Raw genomic sequence first — 22,663 nt, 5'->3', positions numbered from 1 at the left:
CCCACCCCCACCGCGCGGTTCCGTCCTCGGAGACCGCAGCCTTTGGAGCGCCCATGACTTCCCGGACCCACACGGGCGAGGCACTGCCCGCCATGCCCGTCATCCGTACCTCCCTGCTCGACCCGCCGGCCGAGTACACCGCGCTGCGCGAGGACCAGCCGATCCTCAAGGTCCGTTTTCCCAACGGGACTTCGGGGTGGCTGGTGACGCGCTTCGATGAGGGGAGCGAGGTCTTCGGCCACCCGAAGATGTCCGCACGCCGCCCTCGCCACGACACGCCCGAGGGCGAGGCGGCGGAAGCCGGCCACGACGCGCCGTTCAACCCGACGTTCGTGATGATGGACGAACCCGACCACGGTCAGTACCGGCGGCTGCTGTCCGGGCGCTTCACTCCCAAGTCGGTGGCGAGGAATCTCCAGCCGTACATCGACAGGATCGTGGACGAGCACCTGGACGCGATCGAGGCCGGCCCTGCCACCTTCGACCTGATCCAGGCCCTCGCTCTGCCGATCCCCTGCCTGGTGATCTGCGAGCTGCTCGGCGTTCCCTACGCGGACCGCGACGGCTTCCACGAGGCGACCGAGCAGCTCATGGACATGAGCAGGCCCCGTGCGGAGCGGGACGCGGGCGCGCACTGGCTCGTCGACTACATCACCAAACTGGTCGCCGAGAAGCGCCGGACGAAGGTCCAGGACGGCATTCTGTCCGAACTGATCGGGCACGCGGACTCCGATGACGGGTTCCTGACCGACGACGAGGTCATCGGGATGGGGGTGCTGCTGCTCTTCGCCGGCCACGACACCACGGCCAGCATGCTGGGCCTCTCCTCACTGACCCTCCTCACCCACCCCGAGCAGCGCCTCGACCTGGTGGAGCACCCGGAGAAGACGGGACCGGCGGTCGAAGAGCTGCTGCGCTACCTCACCATCGTGCAGTTCGGCCTCGGCCGGGTGGCGCTTGAGGAGGTGGAGATCGCAGGGCAGACCATCGCGGCCGGCGACCTGGTGGTGGTGGCGATGCCCGCCGCCAACCGTGATCCGCGGATCTTCACCGACCCCGACATCCCGGACTTCGACCGCAAGATGACCCGCCACCTGGCCTTCGGCTACGGCGTTCACCAGTGCCTCGGCCAGAACATCGCCCGCGCCGAGCTGAAGACGGTTCTGCCGCGGCTGTTCAACCGCTTCCCCGGCCTCCGGCTCGCGGTCCCGGTCGACGAGATACCGATGGACGTACTCGGAACCAACTACGCGGTGAAGCAGCTCATGGTCACCCGCTGACCCTTCGGGCCGGCAGTCTGCGGCGTCCCGGTTTCGCCTCGCAGGCGGAACCTGGGCCCGTGCGAACCCGCATGCCCCGCAAGGCGTCCGCGGGGGCATGCGGGGGCGCCGGGTGGTGAGCCTCCAGGCGGGCTCGCCCAGGTGCGCTCAGCCCATGCCGGTACGTCCGCCCGGCCGTCATCCGGTACCGGTTGCGGCCGGCCCCGGCCACCCGCCGCAGCCATTCCGGCGACAGATGTTGCGAACGGCCTCTGGTGGGGCAGTAACCGCCTCATGACACTGACCCGTCGATCCCTCATACACTCGGTCGCCGCTGTTACGGCCACGGCTCTCGTCGCCGGTGGCGGCACCGCGCGGGCCGCCACCCCACTGCGTACGGCCGCCACCACCGGCAGCGCGATACCCGCCGACTGGATGGGCGCGCTTCCTGACGCGCTGTCCCTGCTGCGGATGACCATCCCCGGCACTCACGACTCCTGCTGTACCGACCCCGCCAACGGCACCGAGTGGTCGCACACGCAGAACTGGGGCATCACCGAGCAGCTCCAGCGCGGCGTTCGGTTCCTGGACATCCGAGCCAACGGTCTCCAGGGGCATCCCGACGACTCGTTCGGGATCTACCACGCAGCGTTCTACCAAGGCATCACCTTCGACGAGGTGCTCGCGCAGTGCAGCGACTTCCTGGGGCAGCATCCGGGCGAAACGATCGTGATGCGGCTGAAGAAGGAGAACGGCACGGACAACGACGTCGGTGCGCGCTTCAAGGACATCCTGAACGTCTACCTCGACACCAAGGGCTGGCGCTCCCGGTTCCTCCTCACCGACCGGGCGCCGACGCTCGGTGAGGCGCGCGGCCGGATCGTCCTGATCGCCCAGTTCGACAATGACTGGCCGGTCCTGCAATGGCCCGCGGGGGACAACGACTTCCTGTCCAACCAGTGGTTCTCGCTCCAGGACATCTACCAGGGGTTGTCCCGCCCGTCCCTGAAGACCGCGAAGGTGACCCAGCAGTTCGACAACGTCACCGGCGACCAGGGCTCGGCGCTGATGTACATCAACTTCACCAGTTACGCGGGCGGAGGCTGGCCCAAGGTCAACGCTGACGCGATCATGCCCGGGGTCCAGAGCTATCTGAACGCCCGGTCGTCGGACCGTACGCACCTCGGGATCGTCCCCATGGATTTCCCGGACTTCCACTCCGACGCGCTGCGTTCCCTCATCGACTGGAACTGGCACTGACGCCACGGGCCCCTAGGGTCTGTCTTCAAAGGGTCATATCCACATCAGGATTGACGCGATGGTGAGTGCCGCTTCGTATGATTCGCGGGTTTTGTCGTAGCGGGTGGCGATGGCCCGGTACTGCTTTAACGCGTTGAAGCAGCGCTCGACGACGTTGCGCTGTTCGTAGCGCTCCTTGTCGAAAGCGGGTGGCCTGCCGCCGTTGTTGCCGCGACGGCGGCGGTTCGTCTGTTGATCCGACCGTTCCGGGATGGTATGCGGGATACCCCGTTTCCGCAGCTACTTGCGTATGCCTCGACTGTCGCAGGCGAGGTGCATCTTGGCAGTCAGTCCGCCACGGGATCGTCCGAGGGCGCGAGCGTGCGCCGTTTCTGCGGGACCTGCCCTTTTTTACGGGCGCCGGCCGCGTGCTGATGAGCGCGGGTGATCGTGGAGTCCACCGATACCAGCCAGTCAACGTCTCCAGCTGCATCCTTCTGAGCCTGAACGGCCTCAAGCATCCGCGTGAACGTGCCATCGAGCGCCCACCTGCGGAAACGTGCGTACAGCGCCTGCCAAGACCCGTACCTCTCCGGCACATCACGCCAGGCCGAACCGGTTGGCAGCTTCCACACGATCCCGTTCAGCACCACCCGGTCGTCCCGCTGGGGCCGCCCCGTGTCCGTCCGCGGAAGCAGCCCCGACAGAACGTCCCACTCTTCGTCCGAGAGCTCATGTCGGCGCACCAGGCGTCATGTGATGCCCCACCAACAGCCCTTGAAGACAGGCCCTAGGGGCGGGCGTAAGGCCGAGTCATGACCTCCATGTTGTGACCGTCCGGGTCGTCGAAGTAGGCGCCGCGTCCCCCGAACAGAGTGTTGATCCGTCCGGGTTCGGTGTGGCTGGGGTCGGCGTAGTAGGTGACCCCGAGCGCCTCCAGACGAGTGATCACGCCGTCCAACTGCTCGTCACGAACGAGGAACGCGTAGTGCTGCGACTGGATCGGCTCGTCCCTCTTCTCGTAGTAGTCGAGCGTCACGCCGTTGCCGAGGTCGACGGGCAAGAACGGCCCGAACGGGGCGGCGACCTTCAGGCCCAGGATCACGGCGAGGAACTCGGCAGACCGGTATCGGTCGCTTGCGTAGACAGCCGTGTGGTTCAGCTGGACGCCAGCCGTCGGCAGCTCGGATTCATGCGGGTACTGCTGGTCATAGGGCATCAGTGGTGTATCTCCGGTCTAGGGATCCGCTGGAACGGGGCGCCGGATGCGGGCGCCGGGGCCAAGACGCGGAGAAGGGTGGCGGGCCTCTTGCCCGCCTCGTGCTCACGCCGAGGCCGGGAACCTCACTCGTGCGTGGCCCATGGCCGACCCGGCAGTCACCCGGCCGACCATAGCGACCATCACAGGCGGGGACAACACCGTTTATCGGCCGTGCTCCGGCCGTCGGTTGAGCCGCCATTGGAATCCGCCGCATCGCGGTCACGAGTGGAACCAGACAATGAGAGCAGCTGCGGTGATAGTGCCGAGGGAGACGTATCCGCGCTTGTCACAGCGGGTCGGAACAGACGGCGTTGACGAGGGTCAGGTGGTGGCCAGCAGCAGGTCCTCTCCGCTTGACGGGCGAAGGCCGTCGGTGCGATCGGCGAAGTAGCGATCGACGAGCAAGGCTCCCGGCACATGTCGGGAGCCTTTGAAGCCGGCTTCGCTGGCCAGTGCCAGCATTTCCTGCGGGGTGTAGAAGCTGATGAACGGCGTCCCGGATGTTCGTGCCCCGTCTCCACTCGCCCGGAGGCCGGGGCGGTCGGCGGCATCGACCAGTTCGGTCGGCAGTAGGAAGGTCATGGCGAGCGTTGAGCCGGGTGCAAGCCCGGCAATCCGGCGCAGGGTGGCAGCGGTGGTGTCTTTGGTGAGGTACATGGTGACGCCGGTGGAGACGATGACCGCTGGCTGGCCGGGATCGAAGCCGGCAGTGGACAGCTGCTCGGACCAAGACGCGCCGGCCTCGAAGTCGACCGGCACCAGGTGCAGCCAGTCGGGGATGCCGTAGCCGAGTTCGACCAGGCGGTGGCGCTTGAAGGCTTGGGTGCCGGGCTGGTCGACCTCGAAGATCTGAAGGCGGGAGGCGAGATCCGGCTTGCGCTGGGCAAAGGTGTCCAGACCGGCTCCCAGAATGACGTACTGGGTCACGCCCCGGTCGGCCTGCTCGGCGATCAGGTCCTCGATGAAACGAGCGCGGGCCACGATGGCCGCCCGGAACCCGCTGGTGGCCTGAGGATCCATGTCGGGTCGGTTGCGCCAGCCGTCGCCGGGGGCCGCCAGACGCAGTCCGATCTCGTCCTCAACCACGTGCGGGGGTGGGTCGACCTGGAGGTGCATGGCCCGCCACAGGGCGGTCCGCACCGCCGTGTTGTCCGGTGCCTCGATCTGCTCGTGCGCCACGGTGTTCCCCTTCGTCGCAGTCAGCTCTTGGCGGGAGCCTGGAGGCTCCACAGGCGCCCGTCGGGGTCGCGGACGGTCATCTCCTTGGTCCCGTAATGGGTGTCCTCGAACGGCTTGACCACCTCCACGACAGGATCGGGACGGAACGCGTCTGCGTCCGGCGCCGCCAGCACGATCCGTGTCTGGGGCTCTTGGTCCTGGGGAACCTCGGCGATGAACACGTAGGGACCGTCGCCGTTGCGGAGCTGGCCGGAGTTGTGGTCCGTCGCGAACTCCAGCTCGTAGCCCAGCGCCTGGAAGAACTTCGCCGCCTTGCCCCAGTTGTGCGTCGTCAGGAAAACGGCCTCGATACCTTCGGTCGTCATGTCAGGTCTCCTTCTCGGGCGATTGCTGATCGTTCCCTTGGGCGTCGTCGAGGTAGGCGCGCAGCGCGTCAGCGACGAGTGCTGACAACGACATGCCCGATTCGATGGCGCGGTACTTGACCTGCTTGATCAGTCCGATCGGCAGGTACACGTTGAATTGCTTGACTTCCTCATCACCCACACACGCAATGCTAGCATTCTAGGATGCTAGCAAGCGTGCGCAACTGACGTACGAGGGGTGGGGGTTCGTCGAGCCGTATCTGCCGATCGGTGAGTACGGCCCGTATCCCGAGCGGCTGCGGCAGCAGTTCGAGGGCGTGATCCGGAAGTTCCGCTCGGGAGCGCAGTGGCGGGCGATGCCGGAGCGGTTCCGTGCCTGGTCCACCGTGCACAACCGGTTCCGGCAGTGGCGGGACGCCGGGGTCTTCGAGGCTCTGCTGGACGGGATGATCGCCGAGGCGGCCGGGCGGGGCGGGGTGGACCTGTCGCTGGTGAGCGTGGCTCTACAACTGCCCGGGCCCACCACGACGCGGCCGGGATGCACCTGGAGGAAGGCGTCCTGGACGCGTCGGAGTAGGCCGCGGCGGAGGCGGAGGCGGCCCGGCAAAAGGGGGCGGCACGGAGGAACAAGACGGACAGGACGACGTCCCCGATCCCGCCCGGGTCGAACGGCGGCGCGTCCGGCGACGGCACAAACTCCGCTTGAGAACCGCTCTGCTCGGGCGCTCGCGAGGCGGACGGACCAGCAAGATCCACCTGGCTGCCGACCGCCGCTGCCGGCCTCTGGCCTGCTCCTGGCCGCCGGACAGGCCGCGGACAGCCCGCAGTTCATCCCCGTGCTCGCCGAAGTGCGCGTCCGCGGGCTCGTCGGGCGTCCCCGCACCCGGCCGGACGTGGTCGCCGCGGACAATGCCTACTCTTCTCGCGGCAACCGTGCTCACCTGCGCGAACGCGGGATCAAGGCAGTCATCCCGGAGAAGAAGGACCAGGTCACCAACCGGAAGAGGAAGGGCCGACACGGCGGCTGGCCCGTCACCCATGACACCGGGCTCTACCAAGAGCGCAACACCGTCGAGCGCCTGATCAACAAGCTCAAGGCATGGCGCGGGATCGCCACCCGCTACGACAAAACCCCCGAGAGCTACCTCGTCGGACTCCACCTCCGCGCCTCCATGATCTGGATCAAGGACCTCACCCGGACAACTCAATGATCACGACTCCATACAGGCCCTGGTCCTGCCTCCGCGTGATGAGGCCGGATGCCGGGGAGGCTGGGGCAGGCCGCGGGTCACGACGCCGCGACCTCAAGGACGAGTTTGCCCGTGGTCGTACCGGATTCGATACGGCGGTGGGCGTCGACGGCCTGCTCCAGCGGCATGGTCTCGACCTGCACCCGCAAGTCCCCTGCAGCCGCGGCGAGTACAGCGCGGCGCAGCGCCCGGCCCACCTCCTCGGGGAAGGCTGCGGCGAAGGCCGCCAGGTTGAAGCCGGAAACGGTCTTGTTGGTGAACCACAGTTCATTGGCAGGGATACCGATGTCCTCGGCGCCCGAGGCATTACCCATCACGACCAGACGTCCCATCGGGGCAAGCCGGTCGAGACTGGCGCGCCGGGTGGGCCCGCCGACCATGTCGACGACGATGTCGAACTCGCCGGCGCCGGCGATCTCATCGCGCAGGAACACCTCGTCGTAGCCGAAACTCTTTGCGGCATCGATCTTGGTCCTGCTGCCCACGCTGCCGACCACACGACTGGCGCCCAGGAGGTGAGCGACCTGGCCGAGCTGGCTGCCGACACCGCCTGCCGCCGCATGGACCAGAACGCTCTCTCCGGGCTCGATCCGGGCCACCCGGTCAAGCACCAGAAACGCGGTGGTGCTGTTGGAGGGCAGCGCTGCGGCGAGGCTCATTTCGATGCCGGGACCATCCAGTGGAGCGACCAGGTCCGCTGAGGTCACTACCACTTCGGCGTAACCACCACTGTCGACGATCGTGAGCGCCGCCACCGGCTGTCCGATGCTCAAGCCCTCCACGCCCCTGCCGACGGCCCGGATCCGGCCCGCCACTTCGATGCCGGGCACGAAGGGGAGCGGCACGTCCACCACACCCCGCCGGTAGAGGACCTCGGCGAAGTTGGCGCCCGCGTACTCCACATCGATCGCGACCTGCCCCGGCCCCGGCTCGGGGACCGGCCGGGTGGCGAGGCGAAGTACGTCTGCCTCGCCGAACTCGGGGATCGTCACTGCCTTCATCAGGGTGCTGCCGTTGTCGTTCATGAGACCGATACTGCATGCAGCGGAGCGCGGCGGACAGTGTCCTCTCATCCTGGGTGTGGCACCACCAGGCTGCGGGGTATCAGCGCTCCGGCCGGATACCGCGGGGCGCGGAACGACCTCTCCTGCCGCGGCTACTGCTGCCCCCACTGCTCCGCGGTGATCTCGTACCGCACGCCTCCGTGCTCGGATCCCTCGACCATCTCCATGTCGGAGGGGGTGGGGATGGTGTCCGCGAGCGTCATGTCGAGCTTCTCCATGATGTTGCGCGAACCGTGGTTCACGGACATGGTCTCAGCCCAGGCCATGCGCACACCGAGCTCAGCGAACGCCTTGTCCAGCAAGGCGCGCGAGCCCTCGGTGGCGTAACCCCTGCCCCAGGCCGCCTGCCGCAGCCGGTAGCCCAGTTCGACTTCGTCCAGCGGGCCCTCCGGCTCGGGTCGCAGGATGAACCAGCCGATGAACGCGCCGCCGTCCTTCTCGTGCGCGGCGAACAGTCCGAGGTCGCCGCCCCACTTCTCGTAGCCGGCGAGGATGTTCGGCAGGTGGCGCTCGCGTACGACCTCCGGCGCGGTCGGGCTGCCACCCGTCAGGTAGCGCATCACCGCCGGGTCGCTGTCCAGCTCGATCAGCAGGTCCGCGTCGTCGGCAGTGAAGTGACGCAGGGTCAGGCGCTCGGTCTCCAGGAAGGTGTCCACGATTCGATCATGCCTGAAGCAGGCCCGGCAGCCCAACGGGTTTCCCTCCGCAGTGCGCGGGCGCTCTGCCATGACGCCGCAGGAGGGGGAGCCGGACGATGCGGCCGGCCGGTCCTGTTCGCCGGGCTGGAGGTTGCCGAGGTCAGGGCGCCCGTCCGTGGGTTACGGGGGGCAGGCGGCAGGCCGTCCGGCGCTGGGGGCGGGAGCGGCATGGCCCGCGGGTGCGCGCTGCGGGGCGAAGGGGCCGTCCAGGGCTGCCCATTGCAGGAGGAGGATGGTCTTGCCGTCGGTGATGCGTCCGTCGCGGGTCATGGCGAGGGCTTCGGTAAAGGGGACTTCGAGGACCTCGATGTCCTCGCCGTCCTCTTCCAGACCGCCACCGGTTCCGGTCCGGTCGGCCGGAGTGTAGGGGGCGGCGAAGAAATGGAGCCGTTCGGTGACGGAGCCGGGACTCATGTAGGCATCGAGGACGTGGGTGAGCTGCCCCAGGGTGACGCCGAGTTCCTCGGCGCTCTCGCGCCGGATGGCGGTGGGCGGATCGTCCGCGTCGAGCAGCCCTGCGGCGGCTTCGATGAGCATGCCGTCGGGGTGGTCGTTGACGTACGCCGGGTAGCGGAACTGGCGGGTGAGCAGGACGCGGCAGCGACCGGTGTCGTAGGGCAGGACGACGGCACCGTTGCCGCGGTCGTAGGTCTCGCGCTGCTGCGTCTCCCAACGCCCGTCGCGGCGGCGGTAGTCGAAGGTGGTGCGGCGCAGGACGTGCCAGCCCTGGGACGTGAGCTCGACGTCACGGATCGTGACGTCGGGGTTGCGGTCCAGACCGCGGCCTGCCCGGTCCAGGCCGGTGCGTCCGCGGTGGTCGGGGGTGTCGGTGCCGGGGCGACTCTTCACGCGCTCTCCTGCGGGGTGCGATGAGGGACCTCGGACACGTCGTGGTGGACGGGCAGTTCGCGGCGGCGGGCGGTGGCGACGTTCTGGTCGGCTCCGGCGGATTCGCCGGGCAGGCGCAGCACGGCGTGGCAGTGGGCGAGCAGGCGGTCGGCGGCCGGATGGAGCACCTGGTCGGCGAGGGGGCCGGTAGGGCCCGCGCCGGCGGAGCGCAGGACAGGCAGGGCTGTCCATTCCCTGATCACGGGGAGATGGCCGGCGGCAAATACGGGCCAGGCGGCCGCTTCGAGACGGGCGAGGTTGGCGGCCATGGCCTGCGGGTCGCCGCCGCTGCCCGAGCGGTAGGGGCCTGCGATCAGGATCAGCATGGGCTTGTCGGTCATGGGGCGCTACGATACATGCAGAAACGTGCAAGAACAGGAGAGAGTGTGCATGCTGGCTGCTGAACGACGTGCCCACCTGCTGGGTCTGCTCGCTCGCGAGGGCAAGATCGTCGCCAAGGACGTCGCCGCCGGACTGGGAATCTCCGAGGACAGCGTGCGGCGCGACCTGCGCGATCTGGCCGCCGAGGGCCTCTGCCAGCGGGTCTACGGTGGCGCGCTGCCCCTGTCGCCGGCGGTGGCGGACTACGCCGCCCGGCAGGGTGTCGCCCCCGACGGCAAACAACGGGTCGCCTCGGTGGCCGCCGGACTGGTGCGTCCTGGCAGTGCGCTGATCCTCGACGGCGGAACCACCGCCCTCGCGGTCGCCCGTGCGCTGCCGGAGGACCTGGCCTGCACCGTGATCACCCACAGTCCGACGATCGCCGCGGCCCTGCTCGACCATCCGCAGGCCGAGCTCTTCCTGCTCGGGGGGCGCATCTTCAAGCACTCGGCGGTCGCCTGCGGTGCCGCCGCGGTCGAGGCGGCGCAGAACGTCACCGCCGACTTGTGCCTGCTCGGCGTCACTGGTGTGCACCCGGAGGCCGGACTGACCACGGGCGACGCCGAGGAGGCCGCGATGAAGCGAGCCCTGGCTGCACGGGCCGCGGAAACCTACATCCTCGCGTCCTCCGAGAAGATCGGGACGGCTTCGCGGTTCCGCGTGCTGCCCTGGGAGAAGGTCAGCGGACTGATCACCGACACCGACACTCACGATGCGGTCGTGGAGCAGCTCAGGGCGCTCGGCGTGGAGGTCATGGCAGCCGGCTGAAGCACGCGGGCGGCACGCCTGACCGCCGGCCGCGATGCGCATCGGCCAGAGCCCTCCGCGGCCACCGGGCGAGCGTCGTACCGCAGCCGAGGCCGTGCTTCCCGTTGCTGGACGGCGGCCGTGCCGCAACTGTGCCGCCGTCCCGGTGCTGGACGGCGGCCGTGCCGCGCCAGTGCCGCCTGCGCCCATTCGCCGGGCCGGCTGTTGAGCCGGGTCCGCGGGGGGACCGGCTCGCCTCGCTGTCGGCTCCCGCGGCTGTAGCAGTCGTCGGGGCTCGCCGTTCCGTTCCCCGGCCCGGTCACTCCATCAGGTGGTCAAAGTGCCGCATCCCCCGGAGAGCCCGCCCGTGTTGCGAACCTGGAGGTCCGCATGGTGTGGGGGCCGAGTGCCAGGCCTGTGCTGATGGGGGAGGACGCATTGGTGTCTGATGACGGCAGTGGTTCGAAGGGGTCGGATCGTGGGGCGGATGCGGCCTATCTCGTCGCCGGAGTCGTCGATCTCGCCCTGAGTGGTGCGGCGTCGGCTCTGCGCGGCGTGCGGGGTCTCCTGGGGCGGTCCGACCTCGCTGAGCTGGCCCAGGACGGTGAGGAAGACCTGAAGGCGCGTGGCCGGCTGGCGGTCGAGCGGTACGCGGCCGTGCCGGAGCCGCATCTTGAGCTGCTGGCCCGCCGTGCGGCCGTCCGCCTCGGTACCTGCGATGGCTGAACACGGCAGTGAGGGGGTCGCGTTCAAGGCCCGGGTCGACCGGATACTCGCCTCGTTCGTGGACCAGGAAGTCGGCCAGCTGACAGCCATCGACGAACAACTGACCCCGCTGGCAACCCAGTTGTGTGCGGTCACACTGGAGGGCAAGCGACTGCGGGCCGCCTTCTGCTACTGGGGCTGGCGCGCGGCGGGGCAGCCGGACTGCGACGAGATGGTCAGGGCCGCCGCGGCGATGGAGCTGGTGCACGCCGCTGCCGTCGTGCACGACGACCTCATCGACAACAGCCCTGTGCGGCGCGGAGCCCCTGCCGCCCACATCGCGCTGCAGGGGGCACTCACCGGCCGTACGGGTCGTCAGGCCGGCGGCCGGGCACTGGCCATGCTCGCCGGAGACCTGCTGATGTCGTGGGCAGGGCAGCTGTTCACTTCGTGCGGCCTGCCCGCGTCCTATCTGGCCCGCGCGCGCCCGATGTGGGCGGTACTCGCCCGTGAGCTCATAGCAGGGGAGGCGCTGGAGATCCTGCGCACCGGCTCCCGTCCGTACGCGCGGAGTTCCCTCCAGGTCATCCGGTACAAGACGGCCAAATACACCGTGGAGCATCCGTTGCACATCGGCGGCCGTCTGGGGGGCGGCCCGCCGGCCCTGTTCGAGGTGTTCAGCGCGTACGGTCTCCCGCTGGGGGAAGCGTTCCAGCTGCGCGACGACCTCCTCGGGATCTTCGGAGACCCCGAGGTGACGGGAAAGTCGAACATGGACGATCTCGTGGGGCACAAACCCACCACCCTGCTGGCAGCGACCTGGGCCTCCGCCGACACCGCCGAGCGTAAGGTCCTGGGCGCGCTCCTCGGCCGCCGCACCCTCGACCAGGAGGGACTCGATCAGGTACGGGACATCATGCGGCGCACCGGAGCTGTCGGGCAGATCGAGGACCTGATCGCCGAACGCGTGCAGGCCGCCACTGCGGCGATCGTCCGGGCCGGCCTGCCGGCCCCCGCCGCCGCGGCCCTCACAGGCCTGGTCGGCTCAGCCGTTGTCCGTCAGTCATGACCGTGCGAGGAGAGAAGCCCGTGCCCTATACGCACCAGTCCATGGACGCTCTGCGAGAGGTGGGCGACGAGCTCGCGGACGCAACGGTGGCCACCCTCTTCGAGCGGGGCGAGGTCGGCAAGTTCAACACGCTCATGCGCTGGTTCTCCGTAGGCGGCCAGGATCTGCCCGACGGACTCCCGGACGTCGCCCGCGAGTACCTGCAGGCGACCAGTGCGCCCCCGTCCTGGGTGGACTGGGGCGAGATGGAGAAGGCCCGGCTCTTCTTCATCGACAACAATGTGCACATCTCCACCGCGCTGTCCTTCGCGGCGATGCCCGCCTGCTATGTCGTGCCTCATATCGCCAGACTCCTCAGTGCCACCCACTCCCTGGCGTATCCGTCCCGGCGGATGGCCGAGACCGGTCAGTTCACCGTCTACCTCATGCGCCCCGATGCCTTCGAGGCCGGCAGCCGCTTCATCCCGGCTGCGCAGAAGGTCCGCCTGCTCCACGCCTCCATCCGCCACCACCTGCGCCGCGAGAACCGCTGGGACGTGGCAGGGCTGGGCGTGCCGATCTGTCTGGAAGACATGATCGGCGGCCAGATGATGTTCTCCATCCAGGTGCTGGACGCCCTGCACCGCCTCGGCATCCACATGTCGGCCGACGGCGCGCGGTCCTACTACTACGCCTGGCGCGTGGTGGGCTCGATGCTCGGCATCGACCTGGCACACATGCCGGCCGACCTGGAGAGTGCGCGCCAGTTCTCCGACCTGTACATGACCCGGCACATGGGGCCCTCCGAGGAGGGCGCACGATTGACCCGTCAGCTGATCGACCTCTACGAAGAAGTCGTACCGGGAACCGTGTTCGACCCCGTGGTCTCCGCGCTGATCCGCTACCTCATCGGCGACACGGCAGCCGACTGGCTCGATGTCCCCCGCTCGGCCTGGGACACCGCCATCCAGACCACTCCCGTCCTGCTGGGCATCCTCGAACGGCTTGAGGACCGATCTCCGTTGGCCGCATGGGCTCTTGACCGGCTCGGCAGCCTGACCACGCACCTGGAACTCAGTTCCCTCACGCGCGGCCGCGTCATGCAGTACGCCATCCCGGAGCAGCTCAAGAGCGAGTACGGCGTCACCTCCACCGCGGCACGTACCAGCCGATGGACCCCACCACCGCTCTCCGAGGATCCGGGCGCGCAGGAGCGCCGCTGACGGACACCCCACACGGGCGCGTCCGGTGGAGCGACTGGAGCAACTGGAGTGAACAGCGCTGACATGGGGCGGGTCCTCCTGGCCGACGGTGTCACGGCCCCAGGCGTCGCTCGGAGGACAAGCGGCTCAGCCTTCGGCATGCCACGGGCCGGAGGCCCGAGCCTCCGTTGCACCGCCGGATCGTTTCACTCTGCGGAGTGGACTTGGCCTCGCTCAGGGGCACTTCGGCCCCGCCATACGCCGGTCCGGTTCGGCATGCCCCAACGATGAGCACATGTCACTGCACAGTCTGCGTTCGCTGGCCGGTCGCGTGGTTCCCGCGCTGCTGGTCGCCCAAGCCGTTCTCGTCCCCCTCCAGCCCGCCTCCGCTGCCGGGCTCATGGCACACCCCTGCCGCTCGTCCGCCCACTGCGGTTCGGTCGTCGTCGCCCCTGTCTCCCAGGCGGCCCCGGATCACGGCCCCTGTGCCAGCCCGGAACCGGTCGTGTGCCTGATCCGGAGAGAGTCTCCGCAGAAGCGCGAGGTCGCCCGTGATCAGCGGATGCGCTACCACCACCTCCTTGAGGACATGGAGCGCAAGGAGTGCGCCATGCGCGCCGAAGGACGCTCGGAGGAGGACATCGCCCGCACTCTGGTCCAGATGCGCAATGATGCCAAGGACGTCGTCCGCGCAGGGATGACCCGCGAACAGGTCGCGGAACTGGAGGCTCGCAACCAGAAGAAGTACGGCAACCCGCTCGGCCCGACGGCGGATCAGCTCTACATGAAGTACGGAGCGTGGGAGAAGGTCACCGAAGCCGCCACACGTTCGAGCGCGGCAGTGGACCACGAACTCGGCCTGGAGTTCCGCCACTGTTCCTGCGAAGTGCTCCAGGCGGCCTGACCACGCTGCCGCCGCCCGCCCCCGGCTCGTGGCCCCGGGCACCGGCCGAGCGGGTGGCCGGAGCGGCGTGGTCAGGATGGAAGACAACCCTGACCACGCCGGGCAGCGCGGTAGTGGTGGGGAACGCGGCGCGGCAGGCCGCCTGCGCCGTCGCTTGCCGCGGGACACCGCTGTACCGGCCGGACGGGGCCGTGAACCTCCAGCAGCCCCGTGACCGGGGTGTGGTGGGCGGCCCGGTCACTCGCAGAGCTGTCCGGCCGTCGGGCTCCGGCCCCCAGACGTCAACTCACCGTGCTGAGACCGCTGTCGACTTGGGAAGCGTGCAGCCTGCGGCCGACAGGTTGAGCTTGTTGCCCGTCGTGAAGCAGGCGGGGATGCCGTAGGTCTCCTGGGCGTATCCGATTCCTTGGTGGACAGTGACGGCCCCCTGCTCGTTCACCTCGCAGGGGTTGTCGAGCGTGCAGCTCGCCCCGCTCTCGTTGATGGTGTTGTTGATCGCCGTGACCTGGCCGGTCGTCGTGTCGATGACGGGGGAGCCCGAGGTGCCCCCGATGACCTGGCACTGTGGGGTGTACCGGGTGGAGTCCTTCCACGTCCACTGGTCTTCCTTGAGGCGGTACGCGAATCCGTCGATGGAGCAGGAGTAGACCCGCTTCCAGTAGCCGGAGACCACGTTGATCGCGTGCCCCTGCACCGGGTGGGCCGAGGAGAGCGTCAGCGGCGCGATCCCCGTCGATTGCTGTATCTGGGTGTAACTCTTGGTCAGTTGATAGAGCGTGACGTCCGTGTCGGTCATCGTCGCGTAGACGACCTTGTTCGCCTTGAGCGTTCCGGCGGTGCCGGCCGAGGCGTTGAGCAGCGTGAAGCTGCGGGTCGAGGACTGGTTGGTGATGACCTGACCCGCGCTCGGGAAGCCGGTTTCGAGACAGTGGCCGTTCGTCATGACCAGACCCGGGTCCGATGCCTGTGAGTTCGGCATGCGGACCAGGGAGCCTGAGCAGTTGCTGAGGGCCACGGTGCCTGCGAAGGAGGCGGCTGCCACCGGGGCGGGCGCAGCGCCGGGGTGCACGGCGGCCGTCGCGGCAGCGGGGGTCGTCCCGCCCGCGGGGCCGGGTGCTGCGGCTGCCGGGACCGTGGTGCCCGCCAGGGCGGCGGCACCGAGGGCCACAGCGGCAAGGGTGGCGAGGAGAGGCTTGCGCATGGTGATGGTCGGTCCTCTCGGTTCGGCCCGGGAGCGGGGTGGCTCCCGGACGGCGAAGGGTGACCGCATTGTCGGCGTACAGCCAAGCTCCCCGCTACCCCGCCACCCCGTCCTGGCTCTTTCGCCTCCCTTGACGGACGGCGCACCGGGTGCCCTTCTCGGGTACGGGCACGCGGAGGCGGACGGTCCTGGCGCCTTCAGCTCGCCATCCGGTCATGCCGGGGTGCGCTGAAGGTGTGACGATCCAGCCATTCGTGGAGTGCGGGGAGTCGGCGGGGACCGCGGGCGACGTGTTGTGGGAGCCGCCGCCCCCCAGCGGCCGTGGCCGGCCCGCCGGTCCGCTCGGTGCGCCCCGGTGGGGTGCGGTGCGAGGACTACCGGGCGAGCAGAGGGAGAAGTACTTCGTCGACGACGGCCTCGACCTCCGTGTCGGGAACCGTTCCGCGGTCGATGGATTCGGCGACGATCAGGCGTGGGCCGATGGCCGCGGTGCGGGCGGTGGCGCGCTCGGGAGAGGCCTCGCCCCGGTCGACAGCGGTGCGCATGCAATCCAGCAGCACGGCCTGATGAGGAAGGACGACCTGGTCCATGACCTGGGTGAAGAGATCCGGATGGCGCGGGCGCTGAGTGAGCAGAGGGCGCAGGGCGCGCCCGCGCGGCTCGTCCAGGACCCGCGCGAACGCGATGAGAAGGACGAGCAGGTCCTCGCGCAGGGTGCCGGTGTCCGGCACCAGGGGCTTGCCCAGGCCCGCGTCATGGTCCTTCAGCGCAGCCAGGACGAGCTCGCCGGTGGTACTCCACCGGCGGTACAGGACCGATTTCCCGGTGCCGGCCTTCGGGGCGATCTTCTCGAAGCTCAGCTCCTCGAAACTGCTCGCTGCCAGCTCCTCCAGAGTCGCCCGGTAGATCGCCTGCTTCAGCTCCGTGCCGCGCCGGCGCGTGGTGGTGGGCTGACCGGCCGAGGGCGTGGGAGCTGCGGAGGAGGCGTTCACCTGTCCCGTTATAGCGTTCGGTCCCGAATCACGTCGAACGGCGGGGGAGGTGTAACGTAATTTAAGAAACGGTTTTGTACTCTATTTCGGAGGTAAGTCCCATGACCGCACGCATCGAGGACCGAGCCGCCATCGCTGACCTGATGAACGGCTGGATCCACCGGGACCTGAACGAATGGGATCAGCTGGGCGATCTGTTCCACCCCGGCGCCACCATCGCGATCACGTGGTTCGACGGCCTGGCAACGGACTTCGTCGAGGGCTCGGCCCGCATGGGCGCCTCGGATCTGCGCACCAAGCACTTCGTGGGCAACCCCTCGATCACCTTCAACGGTGACCGGGCCTTTGTGCAGACCAACGCGATGATCGTCGCCGAGAACATCGCCCTGGACCTGGGTGCGACCACCCACAACCGCTTCCTGGACCAGGTCGAGAAGCGTGACGGTATCTGGCGCATCGTCCGGCGGGAGAGCAGCTACGACATGAGCTGTTTCAACTTCCTTGCCAAGATCCAGGAGGTGGACGAAGAGGCAGTTCGCAGCTACCCGCGCGAGTACGCGGCCCTCGCCTACCTGCTGGACAAGTCAGGCTTCCCCCTCGTGCGCGAGTTCCCCACCCGCGGCAGCGGCCTGGAGGCCGAGATCAAGGCCGCAGGCGCCGACTGGCTCGACCACGCCTGACGCGTACCGGCATCTGAGGCCGGCTGGGCGGCCGGTCAGCAGGCAGAGATGGTGACGGGGGAGAGGCAGCCGGCAGGTCGCGGTCTGCCGCACTTCGCCATGGCCGCCTGTCCGCCGGATCGCCATGGACCGGGAGCTCTGCGCGTATGCCGAAGCCCCGTCCGTGTCATGCCGTCACCGAGGCGCCCCCGGCTGAGCGGGCCTTGTCCGTTCGCCGCGGATGTGATCTCGTGATGGCCGCATGCGCGCGCTTCTGGAAGGAGTGGGGGGATGTCACACGCGGCCCGCGGTACTGGATCCCTGTGGGCGGTCAGCGATCTGCACGTCGGCTATCCGGAGAACCGCGCACTGGTCGAGCAGATGCACCCCGAATCCGGCCAGGACTGGCTTCTGGTGGCCGGTGACGTGGCCGAGACCGTCGAGGACATCCGCTGGGCCCTGAGCACCCTCGCGCATTCTTTCGCCCAAGTCGTCTGGGTCCCCGGCAACCATGAGTTGTGGACCCGCCCGCGTGACACGGTCGCTCTGCGCGGAGCGGAGCGATATCGGTACCTCGTGGAGATGTGCCGCGAGCTCGGCGTCATCACCCCTGAAGACCCCTATCCCGTATGGGACGGTGACGGCGGACCAGCGGTGATCGTGCCTCTGTTCCTGCTGTACGACTACTCGTTCCTGCCTCCCGGCTCCGCGACGAAGGAGGAAGGCCTGGCGTACGCCTACGGCACCGGGGTCGTCTGCAGTGACGAGTATTTGCTCCACCCGGACCCGTACCCCAGCAGGGAGGCTTGGTGCCGGGCCCGCGTGGCGGAGACCGAACACCGTCTCGCCGCAGTGTCCGCCGGTCTGCCGATGATCATGGTCAGCCACTACCCGCTCGACCGGCATCCCACCGATGTCCTCCGGTACCCCGAATTCGCGATGTGGTGCGGCACCCGCCTGACCGCCGACTGGCACCGCAGATTCCACGTGGACACCGTGGTCTACGGGCATCTCCATATTCCACGGACGACCTGGCACGAGGGCGTCCGGTTCGAGGAGGTGTCCGTCGGCTACCCCCGCGAGTGGCGCGAACGGGAACGGCCCCCGGGACAGCTGCGTGCCATTCTGCCGCGAGATACCGTGGGCCGGTGATCGAGGACATCCTGCCCGCCGCTGTGGTGGCCGTTGAGGCATACGGGTACGACGGCCCCGGGCACACGCCACTGCTTCCCGAGGAGGAGGCGCTCGTGGCCCGTGCGGTGCCCAAGCGCCGGCGGGAGTTCGCTGTCGTCCGGTCCTGTGCGCGACGCGCCATGGAGGAACTGGGAGTGCCGGCACAGCCCGTACTCAACGGCGAACGCGGTGCGCCGCGTTGGCCGATCGGACTGGTCGGCAGCATGACCCACTGCGAGGGCTACTGCGCCGCCGCACTGGTTCGCGACAGCGACCTGGCCTCGCTGGGCATCGACGCCGAACCGGACGGGCCGCTGCCCACCGGTGGACTGGGGAGGGTGGCTCTGCCCGCCGAGGCGGCGCGCCTTGCCCACCTGACGCGGGACCATCCGGACATTCACTGGGACCGTCTGCTGTTCAGTGCCAAGGAGTCCGTCTACAAAGCGTGGTTCCCGCTCACCGGACGATGGCTGGACTTCACGGAGGCCGACATAGAGATATCCGTGAACCCGGACGACCCGCGAACGGGCTCCTTGCGTGCAGCCCTGCTCGTTCCTGGCCCGATGGTCGGTGGCCGCAGGCTGAGCCACTTCGCGGGCCGGTGGACCGCTCGCCACGGGCTGGTCGCCACGGTGGTGACGGTCCACACCTGACCCCGGCAGGGCGACTTGGCGAAGACGGCGAGCTCGCCGACGACGCGCGTGACCCACGGCCGCGCCGACCTCGCCACCGGGCCTGCTGAACCGGGACGCCCACTCCCAGGCCGGGAGGCCCGCCCGGTCGTCCGGCCACGCCGCGTCGGACGTGCCACTGCATCAGCTGCCGGGCGCCGCTCAGTAGCCGCGCCAGACGTTGTCGAACGCCGCGTCCTCGATGGTGCGGCGTTGTCGTACGGCCCGCAGCTCCTGCACAGCGCCGCCGACGGCGGCCAGCACCGCTGAGACTGTGTCATCGGCGAGCTCCTGTGTGTCCTCGGCCGACTCGTCGCGGATTCCGGCAGTGGACGCCAGAGCGGCAAGCCGCGACTCGCCCGCTGCCCAGCGGTTCTTGGCCTGCCGCCGGGCCGCCGATTCGACCAGCTCCGCCTTCCCCTTCCGCAACGGAATCAGACGGCCCCGTGGCCGGGACGTCAGCCCTGCCCGCTCCAAGTCGTCGACGTAGGCCGAAAAGAGCCCGCGGCCCCTGCGCCAGAGCCAGTCCTCAACGGACTCGTAGGGCTCCTGGCGCAGCAGTGCCGCAGCGGCTTCGTCCAAGAGGCGGTCCGCTGTGGGCGCCTGGGCGCTGGGCCGCATACGGTCTCCCTCCAAGATCAGAGCCTTGGCCTCGATGAGGTCGAATACCTCGGCTCCTGCGAGCGCGAGCGACAGGTCACCCTGCTCCAGGGAGAGGCCGGGTTTCACGTCCAGGGCGACAATCGCCAGGTCCCGTGCGGTGGTCATGAGCGGCTCCACGTCAGTTGGCCGGGTGTCGGGCGAGCGGATCAGGGCCGACCGCGGCCGGCCGGACGTCCCCGGTCGATTCTCGCCCCATTCGCGCGCCGTATGCCGTCTTACGACCACGTGGTGCGGGATCCGATCCGCAGTACGGACCCACCCGTGGCCTGGCACAGGCACGGGGAGAGGGGCAGGGACACAGGGACAGGGACACAAGGCTGCTGACGCCATGGGGCAGGGCGACAAGGCGACCCGACGGCGAGGCCGTGCGGTTGGACCCTGGGGCGGTCACCACCGACATCGAGCAACAGCAGTGCACGCCGCTTCAGGAAGCCCTACTCCCTGTACGGCCGACGCCGCTGCGAGGAGCTCGCGGTCGCCGCCCGGATGACGGATCGAAGGCGCGCTCGAACCACTCCGCAAAAGGGGGCGACTTCACCCCGGGGAGCACCCACAGCGCGCGCACCGGTCTTGGTCACCCCGACGGCAAGGTGGAATCGTACGAGGACGGCCCTTCCGCGGTCGGTTTCCTCACCGAGGTCACTGCCTCCACGCTGTGCGTCGGGGGCACGTTGAACCGCGTCCCGAACCGAGCTGACGCCTTCGGGGGCTACCCGGACCACTCCGGCTGCGATGTCCCGAGTGGCGGTCACTGACATATGGAGCCGCGTGCCTGGCGCTCTTCGAGGAAGCCGAGGAACGGTGCGACGCCGGTGCCGGGGCCGACCATCACCATGGGCGTCTTGGGCAGCGGGTGGAGCGTGCTGCGCGACGTCCGGCCGGCTCAGCGGTCCGCATGGGGGGCAGGGCTCTCAGGAACGCCTGACCGTACCGGCCTTCCGGAAGCACCGCCTCGCGACCGTCGGCCGTGACCGTCTTCAGGGCATGGTCCAGGCGTCCCGCCGGACAGGGGAATGTGGAGGGGCGTGCGGCTCTCCTGAGCGTCAAGCCTCCTACCACCTGATAAGACATGTCGCACTTGGTGAGCTCTTGCCCCGGCGATGGCGACCGAATGGCATCTCTGCGTTCGAACCCCGCGCCATGACGGCGCATGACACAACAGGCGAGGAAGACCATGGGTTGGACACTCACACGTCGGGCGGCAACGTCGGCGGCTATCGCCGGAACGATCGTCTTCGCCTCGACGGTGTTGCCGCCGGCCCATGCCGGAACGAAGACCGGGGCCGCGCAGACATTTGCGACCGTGGCGGCGAAACGCTCAGGCTCGCCGGTGCCGCGTCCGCCTCAACTCCCTCGTGACTTTCGCGGGAAGGGCAAGTGGGTTGTCCGGGACCTGGGCATCACGGTTCCGTTCACCTGGAAGGGGAGAAACGGCGACAGCCAGATGATCGCAGGCGGCCCGCAGTACCCGATCTGGTTCACCAACCTGATCTACCACGGCACGCTCTACACGCTGACCTACAAGTGGCCCGGCCTGACCGAACATCCGTGTTCCCAGATCCCGGGCTTCGACCTCGACCAGTTGAACCAGGCGTTCCGAGGTTCTCGGTTCGTCGGGAGGGAGATCCTCCAGCGAGGCCAGAACCGGCACGTGAACCACTGGAGGGTCGGCGTCGTCCTGCCGAAGCGGCCTCCGGGGAAATTCCTGCGCTTCCCCCTTGCGCTGGGCGACATCTACGTCGATCAGGACGACCGGAGTACGTTCTGGCAGGTGCTGCAATTCGGAGTCCAGAATCTCTACGACCCTGAGTTGGACGAGTGGCTTGTGATGGACACCTTCGAGCACAAGCCCGGTACGGTCACGCTTCCCCAACGCTGCTCAGCTTCAAGCCGGTCGCATCCAGATCTCGCGCGTAAGTAGTCGCAGCGGGACGGACCGGCAGGGTGGGGCATCGGCGGGTCTCGTACGACAGTGGTCGGTGCGAGAGGACGAGGGTTGGAACGGGTTCACCGATGAGGCTGAGCCTGTTCCAGCCCTTCGTTTCGTCCGTACCTGAGTCCTGCCGTTCCCTGGGGGATTCGGCCGTCCCACGGACTCAGGTGGCCGTGGGGTGTTTGGTCAACTGTCCGGTCAACTGGTTGGTCAGTATGCGGAGTTGACGTTGTCCATGGAGCCGTATTTGTCGGCGGCGTAGTTGGCTGCGGCGACGATGTTTGCGACGGGGTCGGTGAGGCTGTTCTTGGTGCCCTTGACGTGGTAGGTGTCGAAGGTGGGCTGGATGACCTGGAGGAGTCCCTTGGAGGGGATGCCGTTCTGGGCGTTGACGTCCCAGTTGTTCTGGGCGTGGGGGTTGCCGCTGGATTCGCGCATGATGTTGCGGTGGAGGCCTTCGTAGCTTCCGGGGATGTGCTTGGCCTTCATGATGGCCAGTGATTCCTTGATCCAGCCGTCGAGGTTGTTGCTGTATTTGGTGTTCTTGACGATGGCGGCGACGGTGTCGACGTGCTTCGTCTTGGCTGCCTTGGTCTTGGCTGCCTTGGTCTTGGTGGTGTGCTGGGCGGTCTTTTCCGCGTGGTGGGCCTGCTTGGCGATCTGCGCGGTGGTGATGGCGGCGGCCGAGGCGGGTGTGCTGGTCGCGGGCTCTGCGGCGTGGGCCGTGTGGGGGGCCAGGGAGAGCGCGACGGCGGCTGCGCCGGCGGCGGCGATGCCGGTGACGGTGGTCTTGCGGAAGTTCAGGGTGTGGCGGGTGGTGGCAGTCATGGGTGTGTACCTCTCCGGTGGGGGACGTTCGTGGGGAGGCCGACTGGGGGGTCGGTGACACGGTTACGGCGTGGTGGGCCGTGGTGTGTGTCGTGGGGCCGGTGTCTGGGTGGCGGGCGTGGTGCGGTGCCCGGTCCGGCGTGCGGCTCCCCGGTATGTCCCACACCTTGCGAGAGGGTCCGGGTCGTTGGCAATCATGTGACCTACGACGATATTTAGTTAGAAAACGGACAGGGGTGGATGGAGGCCTGGGAGAGAGGGGCGGGCGCTGTCGTGGGTCTACTAGGCGGGGTCCTGTGTGACGTGGCCCCTATGCCCGGGCTCACACATCACCCGTCCTGGCGCCCCGGAAT

The 22,663-nt window shown here is 68.6% G+C and carries 23 protein-coding genes and 2 pseudogenes; 12 read left to right on the top strand and 13 right to left on the bottom strand.

What is annotated here, in order from left to right:
- The first annotated feature begins 53 nt into the window (after positions 1 to 53).
- Positions 54 to 1,280, top strand: a complete 1,227-nt coding sequence (locus OG917_RS01690; RefSeq protein ID WP_328315685.1) for a cytochrome P450 — start codon at positions 54 to 56, stop codon at positions 1,278 to 1,280.
- Between the two features lie 273 nt (positions 1,281 to 1,553).
- Positions 1,554 to 2,519, top strand: a complete 966-nt coding sequence (locus tag OG917_RS01685; protein WP_328315683.1) for a phosphatidylinositol-specific phospholipase C — start codon at positions 1,554 to 1,556, stop codon at positions 2,517 to 2,519.
- A 33-nt stretch (positions 2,520 to 2,552) separates the two neighbouring features.
- On the opposite strand, the pseudogene OG917_RS01680 reads toward OG917_RS01685, so the two are convergent.
- The 5 genes and pseudogenes from OG917_RS01680 to OG917_RS01660 all read right to left on the bottom strand — a co-directional run bounded on the left by OG917_RS01680 (position 2,553) and on the right by OG917_RS01660 (position 5,484).
- Positions 2,553 to 3,247, bottom strand: a pseudogene (locus tag OG917_RS01680) (IS5 family transposase).
- 41 nt (positions 3,248 to 3,288) lie between these two features.
- Positions 3,289 to 3,717 (bottom strand): VOC family protein, encoded by a 429-nt coding sequence (locus tag OG917_RS01675; RefSeq protein ID WP_328315682.1) that lies wholly within the window; start codon positions 3,715 to 3,717, stop codon positions 3,289 to 3,291.
- 363 nt (positions 3,718 to 4,080) lie between these two features.
- Positions 4,081 to 4,938, bottom strand: a complete 858-nt coding sequence (locus OG917_RS01670) for a class I SAM-dependent methyltransferase (RefSeq protein ID WP_328315681.1) — start codon at positions 4,936 to 4,938, stop codon at positions 4,081 to 4,083.
- Positions 4,939 to 4,958: 20 nt separating this feature from the next.
- Positions 4,959 to 5,303 carry a VOC family protein gene (locus OG917_RS01665; protein WP_328315680.1) on the bottom strand — a complete coding sequence of 115 codons (345 nt, stop codon included), beginning with the start codon at positions 5,301 to 5,303 and terminating at the stop codon, positions 4,959 to 4,961.
- Position 5,304: 1 nt separating this feature from the next.
- A complete protein-coding gene (locus OG917_RS01660) occupies positions 5,305 to 5,484 on the bottom strand; it encodes a CopG family transcriptional regulator (protein ID WP_328315679.1) in 180 nt (59 codons plus the stop codon).
- 43 nt (positions 5,485 to 5,527) lie between these two features.
- Between OG917_RS01660 and OG917_RS01655 the strand changes: the two are divergent.
- Positions 5,528 to 6,514, top strand: a pseudogene (locus OG917_RS01655) (IS5 family transposase).
- Between the two features lie 77 nt (positions 6,515 to 6,591).
- On the opposite strand, the gene OG917_RS01650 reads toward OG917_RS01655, so the two are convergent.
- From OG917_RS01650 to OG917_RS01635, 4 genes are all read right to left on the bottom strand, one after another.
- Complete coding sequence (locus OG917_RS01650; RefSeq protein ID WP_328315678.1) at positions 6,592 to 7,578, bottom strand: quinone oxidoreductase family protein; 987 nt, start codon at positions 7,576 to 7,578, stop codon at positions 6,592 to 6,594.
- Positions 7,579 to 7,709: 131 nt separating this feature from the next.
- A complete protein-coding gene (locus OG917_RS01645; protein WP_328315677.1) occupies positions 7,710 to 8,273 on the bottom strand; it encodes a GNAT family N-acetyltransferase in 564 nt (187 codons plus the stop codon).
- Between the two features lie 162 nt (positions 8,274 to 8,435).
- Positions 8,436 to 9,164 carry an NUDIX domain-containing protein gene (locus OG917_RS01640; RefSeq protein ID WP_328315676.1) on the bottom strand — a complete coding sequence of 243 codons (729 nt, stop codon included), beginning with the start codon at positions 9,162 to 9,164 and terminating at the stop codon, positions 8,436 to 8,438.
- Entirely contained in the window at positions 9,161 to 9,544 is a 384-nt protein-coding gene (locus OG917_RS01635) for a DUF4406 domain-containing protein (protein WP_328315675.1), read from the bottom strand. Before OG917_RS01635 ends, OG917_RS01640 begins: the two co-directional genes overlap by 4 nt.
- Positions 9,545 to 9,593: 49 nt before the next feature.
- On the opposite strand from OG917_RS01635, the gene OG917_RS01630 reads away from it, so the two are divergent.
- The 5 genes from OG917_RS01630 (at position 9,594) to OG917_RS01610 (ending at position 14,190) form a co-directional block, all read left to right on the top strand.
- Entirely contained in the window at positions 9,594 to 10,352 is a 759-nt protein-coding gene (locus tag OG917_RS01630) for a DeoR/GlpR family DNA-binding transcription regulator (protein WP_328315674.1), read from the top strand.
- Positions 10,353 to 10,772: 420 nt separating this feature from the next.
- Positions 10,773 to 11,057 carry a polyprenyl synthetase gene (locus OG917_RS01625; protein ID WP_328315673.1) on the top strand — a complete coding sequence of 95 codons (285 nt, stop codon included), beginning with the start codon at positions 10,773 to 10,775 and terminating at the stop codon, positions 11,055 to 11,057.
- Entirely contained in the window at positions 11,050 to 12,105 is a 1,056-nt protein-coding gene (locus OG917_RS01620; RefSeq protein WP_328315672.1) for a polyprenyl synthetase family protein, read from the top strand. The genes OG917_RS01625 and OG917_RS01620 overlap by 8 nt, the downstream gene beginning before the upstream one ends.
- Before the next feature lie 41 nt (positions 12,106 to 12,146).
- Positions 12,147 to 13,307: an oxygenase MpaB family protein gene (locus OG917_RS01615; RefSeq protein ID WP_443058895.1), complete on the top strand. Its 1,161-nt coding sequence runs from the start codon at positions 12,147 to 12,149 to the stop codon at positions 13,305 to 13,307.
- 274 nt (positions 13,308 to 13,581) lie between these two features.
- Positions 13,582 to 14,190, top strand: a complete 609-nt coding sequence (locus OG917_RS01610) for a hypothetical protein (protein ID WP_328315670.1) — start codon at positions 13,582 to 13,584, stop codon at positions 14,188 to 14,190.
- Between the two features lie 286 nt (positions 14,191 to 14,476).
- Here OG917_RS01610 and OG917_RS01605 read toward each other — a convergent pair whose 3' ends face one another.
- Together OG917_RS01605 and OG917_RS01600 are read right to left on the bottom strand one after the other, a co-directional pair.
- The gene (locus tag OG917_RS01605) at positions 14,477 to 15,391 is read right to left on the bottom strand and encodes a S1 family peptidase (RefSeq protein WP_328315669.1); all 915 of its coding nucleotides are present in this window, start codon (positions 15,389 to 15,391) and stop codon (positions 14,477 to 14,479) included.
- Positions 15,392 to 15,765: 374 nt separating this feature from the next.
- On the bottom strand, positions 15,766 to 16,383 hold the full coding sequence (locus tag OG917_RS01600; RefSeq protein ID WP_328315668.1) for a TetR/AcrR family transcriptional regulator: 618 nt from the start codon (positions 16,381 to 16,383) through the stop codon (positions 15,766 to 15,768).
- Between the two features lie 101 nt (positions 16,384 to 16,484).
- On the opposite strand from OG917_RS01600, the gene OG917_RS01595 reads away from it, so the two are divergent.
- From OG917_RS01595 to OG917_RS01585, 3 genes are all read left to right on the top strand, one after another.
- Entirely contained in the window at positions 16,485 to 17,063 is a 579-nt protein-coding gene (locus OG917_RS01595) for a nuclear transport factor 2 family protein (RefSeq protein ID WP_328315667.1), read from the top strand.
- Between the two features lie 270 nt (positions 17,064 to 17,333).
- On the top strand, positions 17,334 to 18,194 hold the full coding sequence (locus OG917_RS01590; protein ID WP_328315666.1) for a metallophosphoesterase family protein: 861 nt from the start codon (positions 17,334 to 17,336) through the stop codon (positions 18,192 to 18,194).
- Positions 18,191 to 18,868 (top strand): 4'-phosphopantetheinyl transferase family protein, encoded by a 678-nt coding sequence (locus OG917_RS01585; RefSeq protein WP_328315665.1) that lies wholly within the window; start codon positions 18,191 to 18,193, stop codon positions 18,866 to 18,868. The genes OG917_RS01590 and OG917_RS01585 overlap by 4 nt, the downstream gene beginning before the upstream one ends.
- A gap of 180 nt (positions 18,869 to 19,048) precedes the next feature.
- Here the strand turns inward: OG917_RS01585 and OG917_RS01580 are convergent, their stop codons facing one another.
- A complete protein-coding gene (locus OG917_RS01580) occupies positions 19,049 to 19,654 on the bottom strand; it encodes a GPP34 family phosphoprotein (protein ID WP_328315664.1) in 606 nt (201 codons plus the stop codon).
- A gap of 1,069 nt (positions 19,655 to 20,723) precedes the next feature.
- Here OG917_RS01580 and OG917_RS01575 point away from each other — a divergent pair.
- Positions 20,724 to 21,470 (top strand): hypothetical protein, encoded by a 747-nt coding sequence (locus OG917_RS01575; protein WP_328315663.1) that lies wholly within the window; start codon positions 20,724 to 20,726, stop codon positions 21,468 to 21,470.
- A 222-nt stretch (positions 21,471 to 21,692) separates the two neighbouring features.
- Here the strand turns inward: OG917_RS01575 and OG917_RS01570 are convergent, their stop codons facing one another.
- Positions 21,693 to 22,310 (bottom strand): transglycosylase SLT domain-containing protein, encoded by a 618-nt coding sequence (locus tag OG917_RS01570; protein ID WP_328315662.1) that lies wholly within the window; start codon positions 22,308 to 22,310, stop codon positions 21,693 to 21,695.
- Positions 22,311 to 22,663: the final 353 nt, after the last annotated feature.

The sequence above is a fragment of the Streptomyces sp. NBC_00388 genome, from assembly GCF_036061255.1.
GTDB lineage: Bacteria > Actinomycetota > Actinomycetes > Streptomycetales > Streptomycetaceae > Streptomyces.
Note: the sequence above shows the minus strand (reverse complement) of the source record. Positions and strands in the feature narration are given on the sequence as shown.

Coding starts and splice junctions, on each gene's coding strand:
- OG917_RS01690 (WP_328315685.1), top strand. CDS start 54: ATGACTTCCCGGACCCACACGGGCGAGGCACTGCCCGCCATGCCCGTC.
- OG917_RS01685 (WP_328315683.1), top strand. CDS start 1,554: ATGACACTGACCCGTCGATCCCTCATACACTCGGTCGCCGCTGTTACG.
- OG917_RS01675 (WP_328315682.1), bottom strand. CDS start 3,717: ATGCCCTATGACCAGCAGTACCCGCATGAATCCGAGCTGCCGACGGCT.
- OG917_RS01665 (WP_328315680.1), bottom strand. CDS start 5,303: ATGACGACCGAAGGTATCGAGGCCGTTTTCCTGACGACGCACAACTGG.
- OG917_RS01650 (WP_328315678.1), bottom strand. CDS start 7,578: ATGAACGACAACGGCAGCACCCTGATGAAGGCAGTGACGATCCCCGAG.
- OG917_RS01635 (WP_328315675.1), bottom strand. CDS start 9,544: ATGACCGACAAGCCCATGCTGATCCTGATCGCAGGCCCCTACCGCTCG.
- OG917_RS01630 (WP_328315674.1), top strand. CDS start 9,594: ATGCTGGCTGCTGAACGACGTGCCCACCTGCTGGGTCTGCTCGCTCGC.
- OG917_RS01620 (WP_328315672.1), top strand. CDS start 11,050: ATGGCTGAACACGGCAGTGAGGGGGTCGCGTTCAAGGCCCGGGTCGAC.
- OG917_RS01615 (WP_443058895.1), top strand. CDS start 12,147: ATGGACGCTCTGCGAGAGGTGGGCGACGAGCTCGCGGACGCAACGGTG.
- OG917_RS01610 (WP_328315670.1), top strand. CDS start 13,582: ATGTCACTGCACAGTCTGCGTTCGCTGGCCGGTCGCGTGGTTCCCGCG.
- OG917_RS01605 (WP_328315669.1), bottom strand. CDS start 15,391: ATGCGCAAGCCTCTCCTCGCCACCCTTGCCGCTGTGGCCCTCGGTGCC.
- OG917_RS01595 (WP_328315667.1), top strand. CDS start 16,485: ATGACCGCACGCATCGAGGACCGAGCCGCCATCGCTGACCTGATGAAC.
- OG917_RS01590 (WP_328315666.1), top strand. CDS start 17,334: ATGTCACACGCGGCCCGCGGTACTGGATCCCTGTGGGCGGTCAGCGAT.
- OG917_RS01580 (WP_328315664.1), bottom strand. CDS start 19,654: ATGACCACCGCACGGGACCTGGCGATTGTCGCCCTGGACGTGAAACCC.
- OG917_RS01575 (WP_328315663.1), top strand. CDS start 20,724: ATGGGTTGGACACTCACACGTCGGGCGGCAACGTCGGCGGCTATCGCC.
- OG917_RS01570 (WP_328315662.1), bottom strand. CDS start 22,310: ATGACTGCCACCACCCGCCACACCCTGAACTTCCGCAAGACCACCGTC.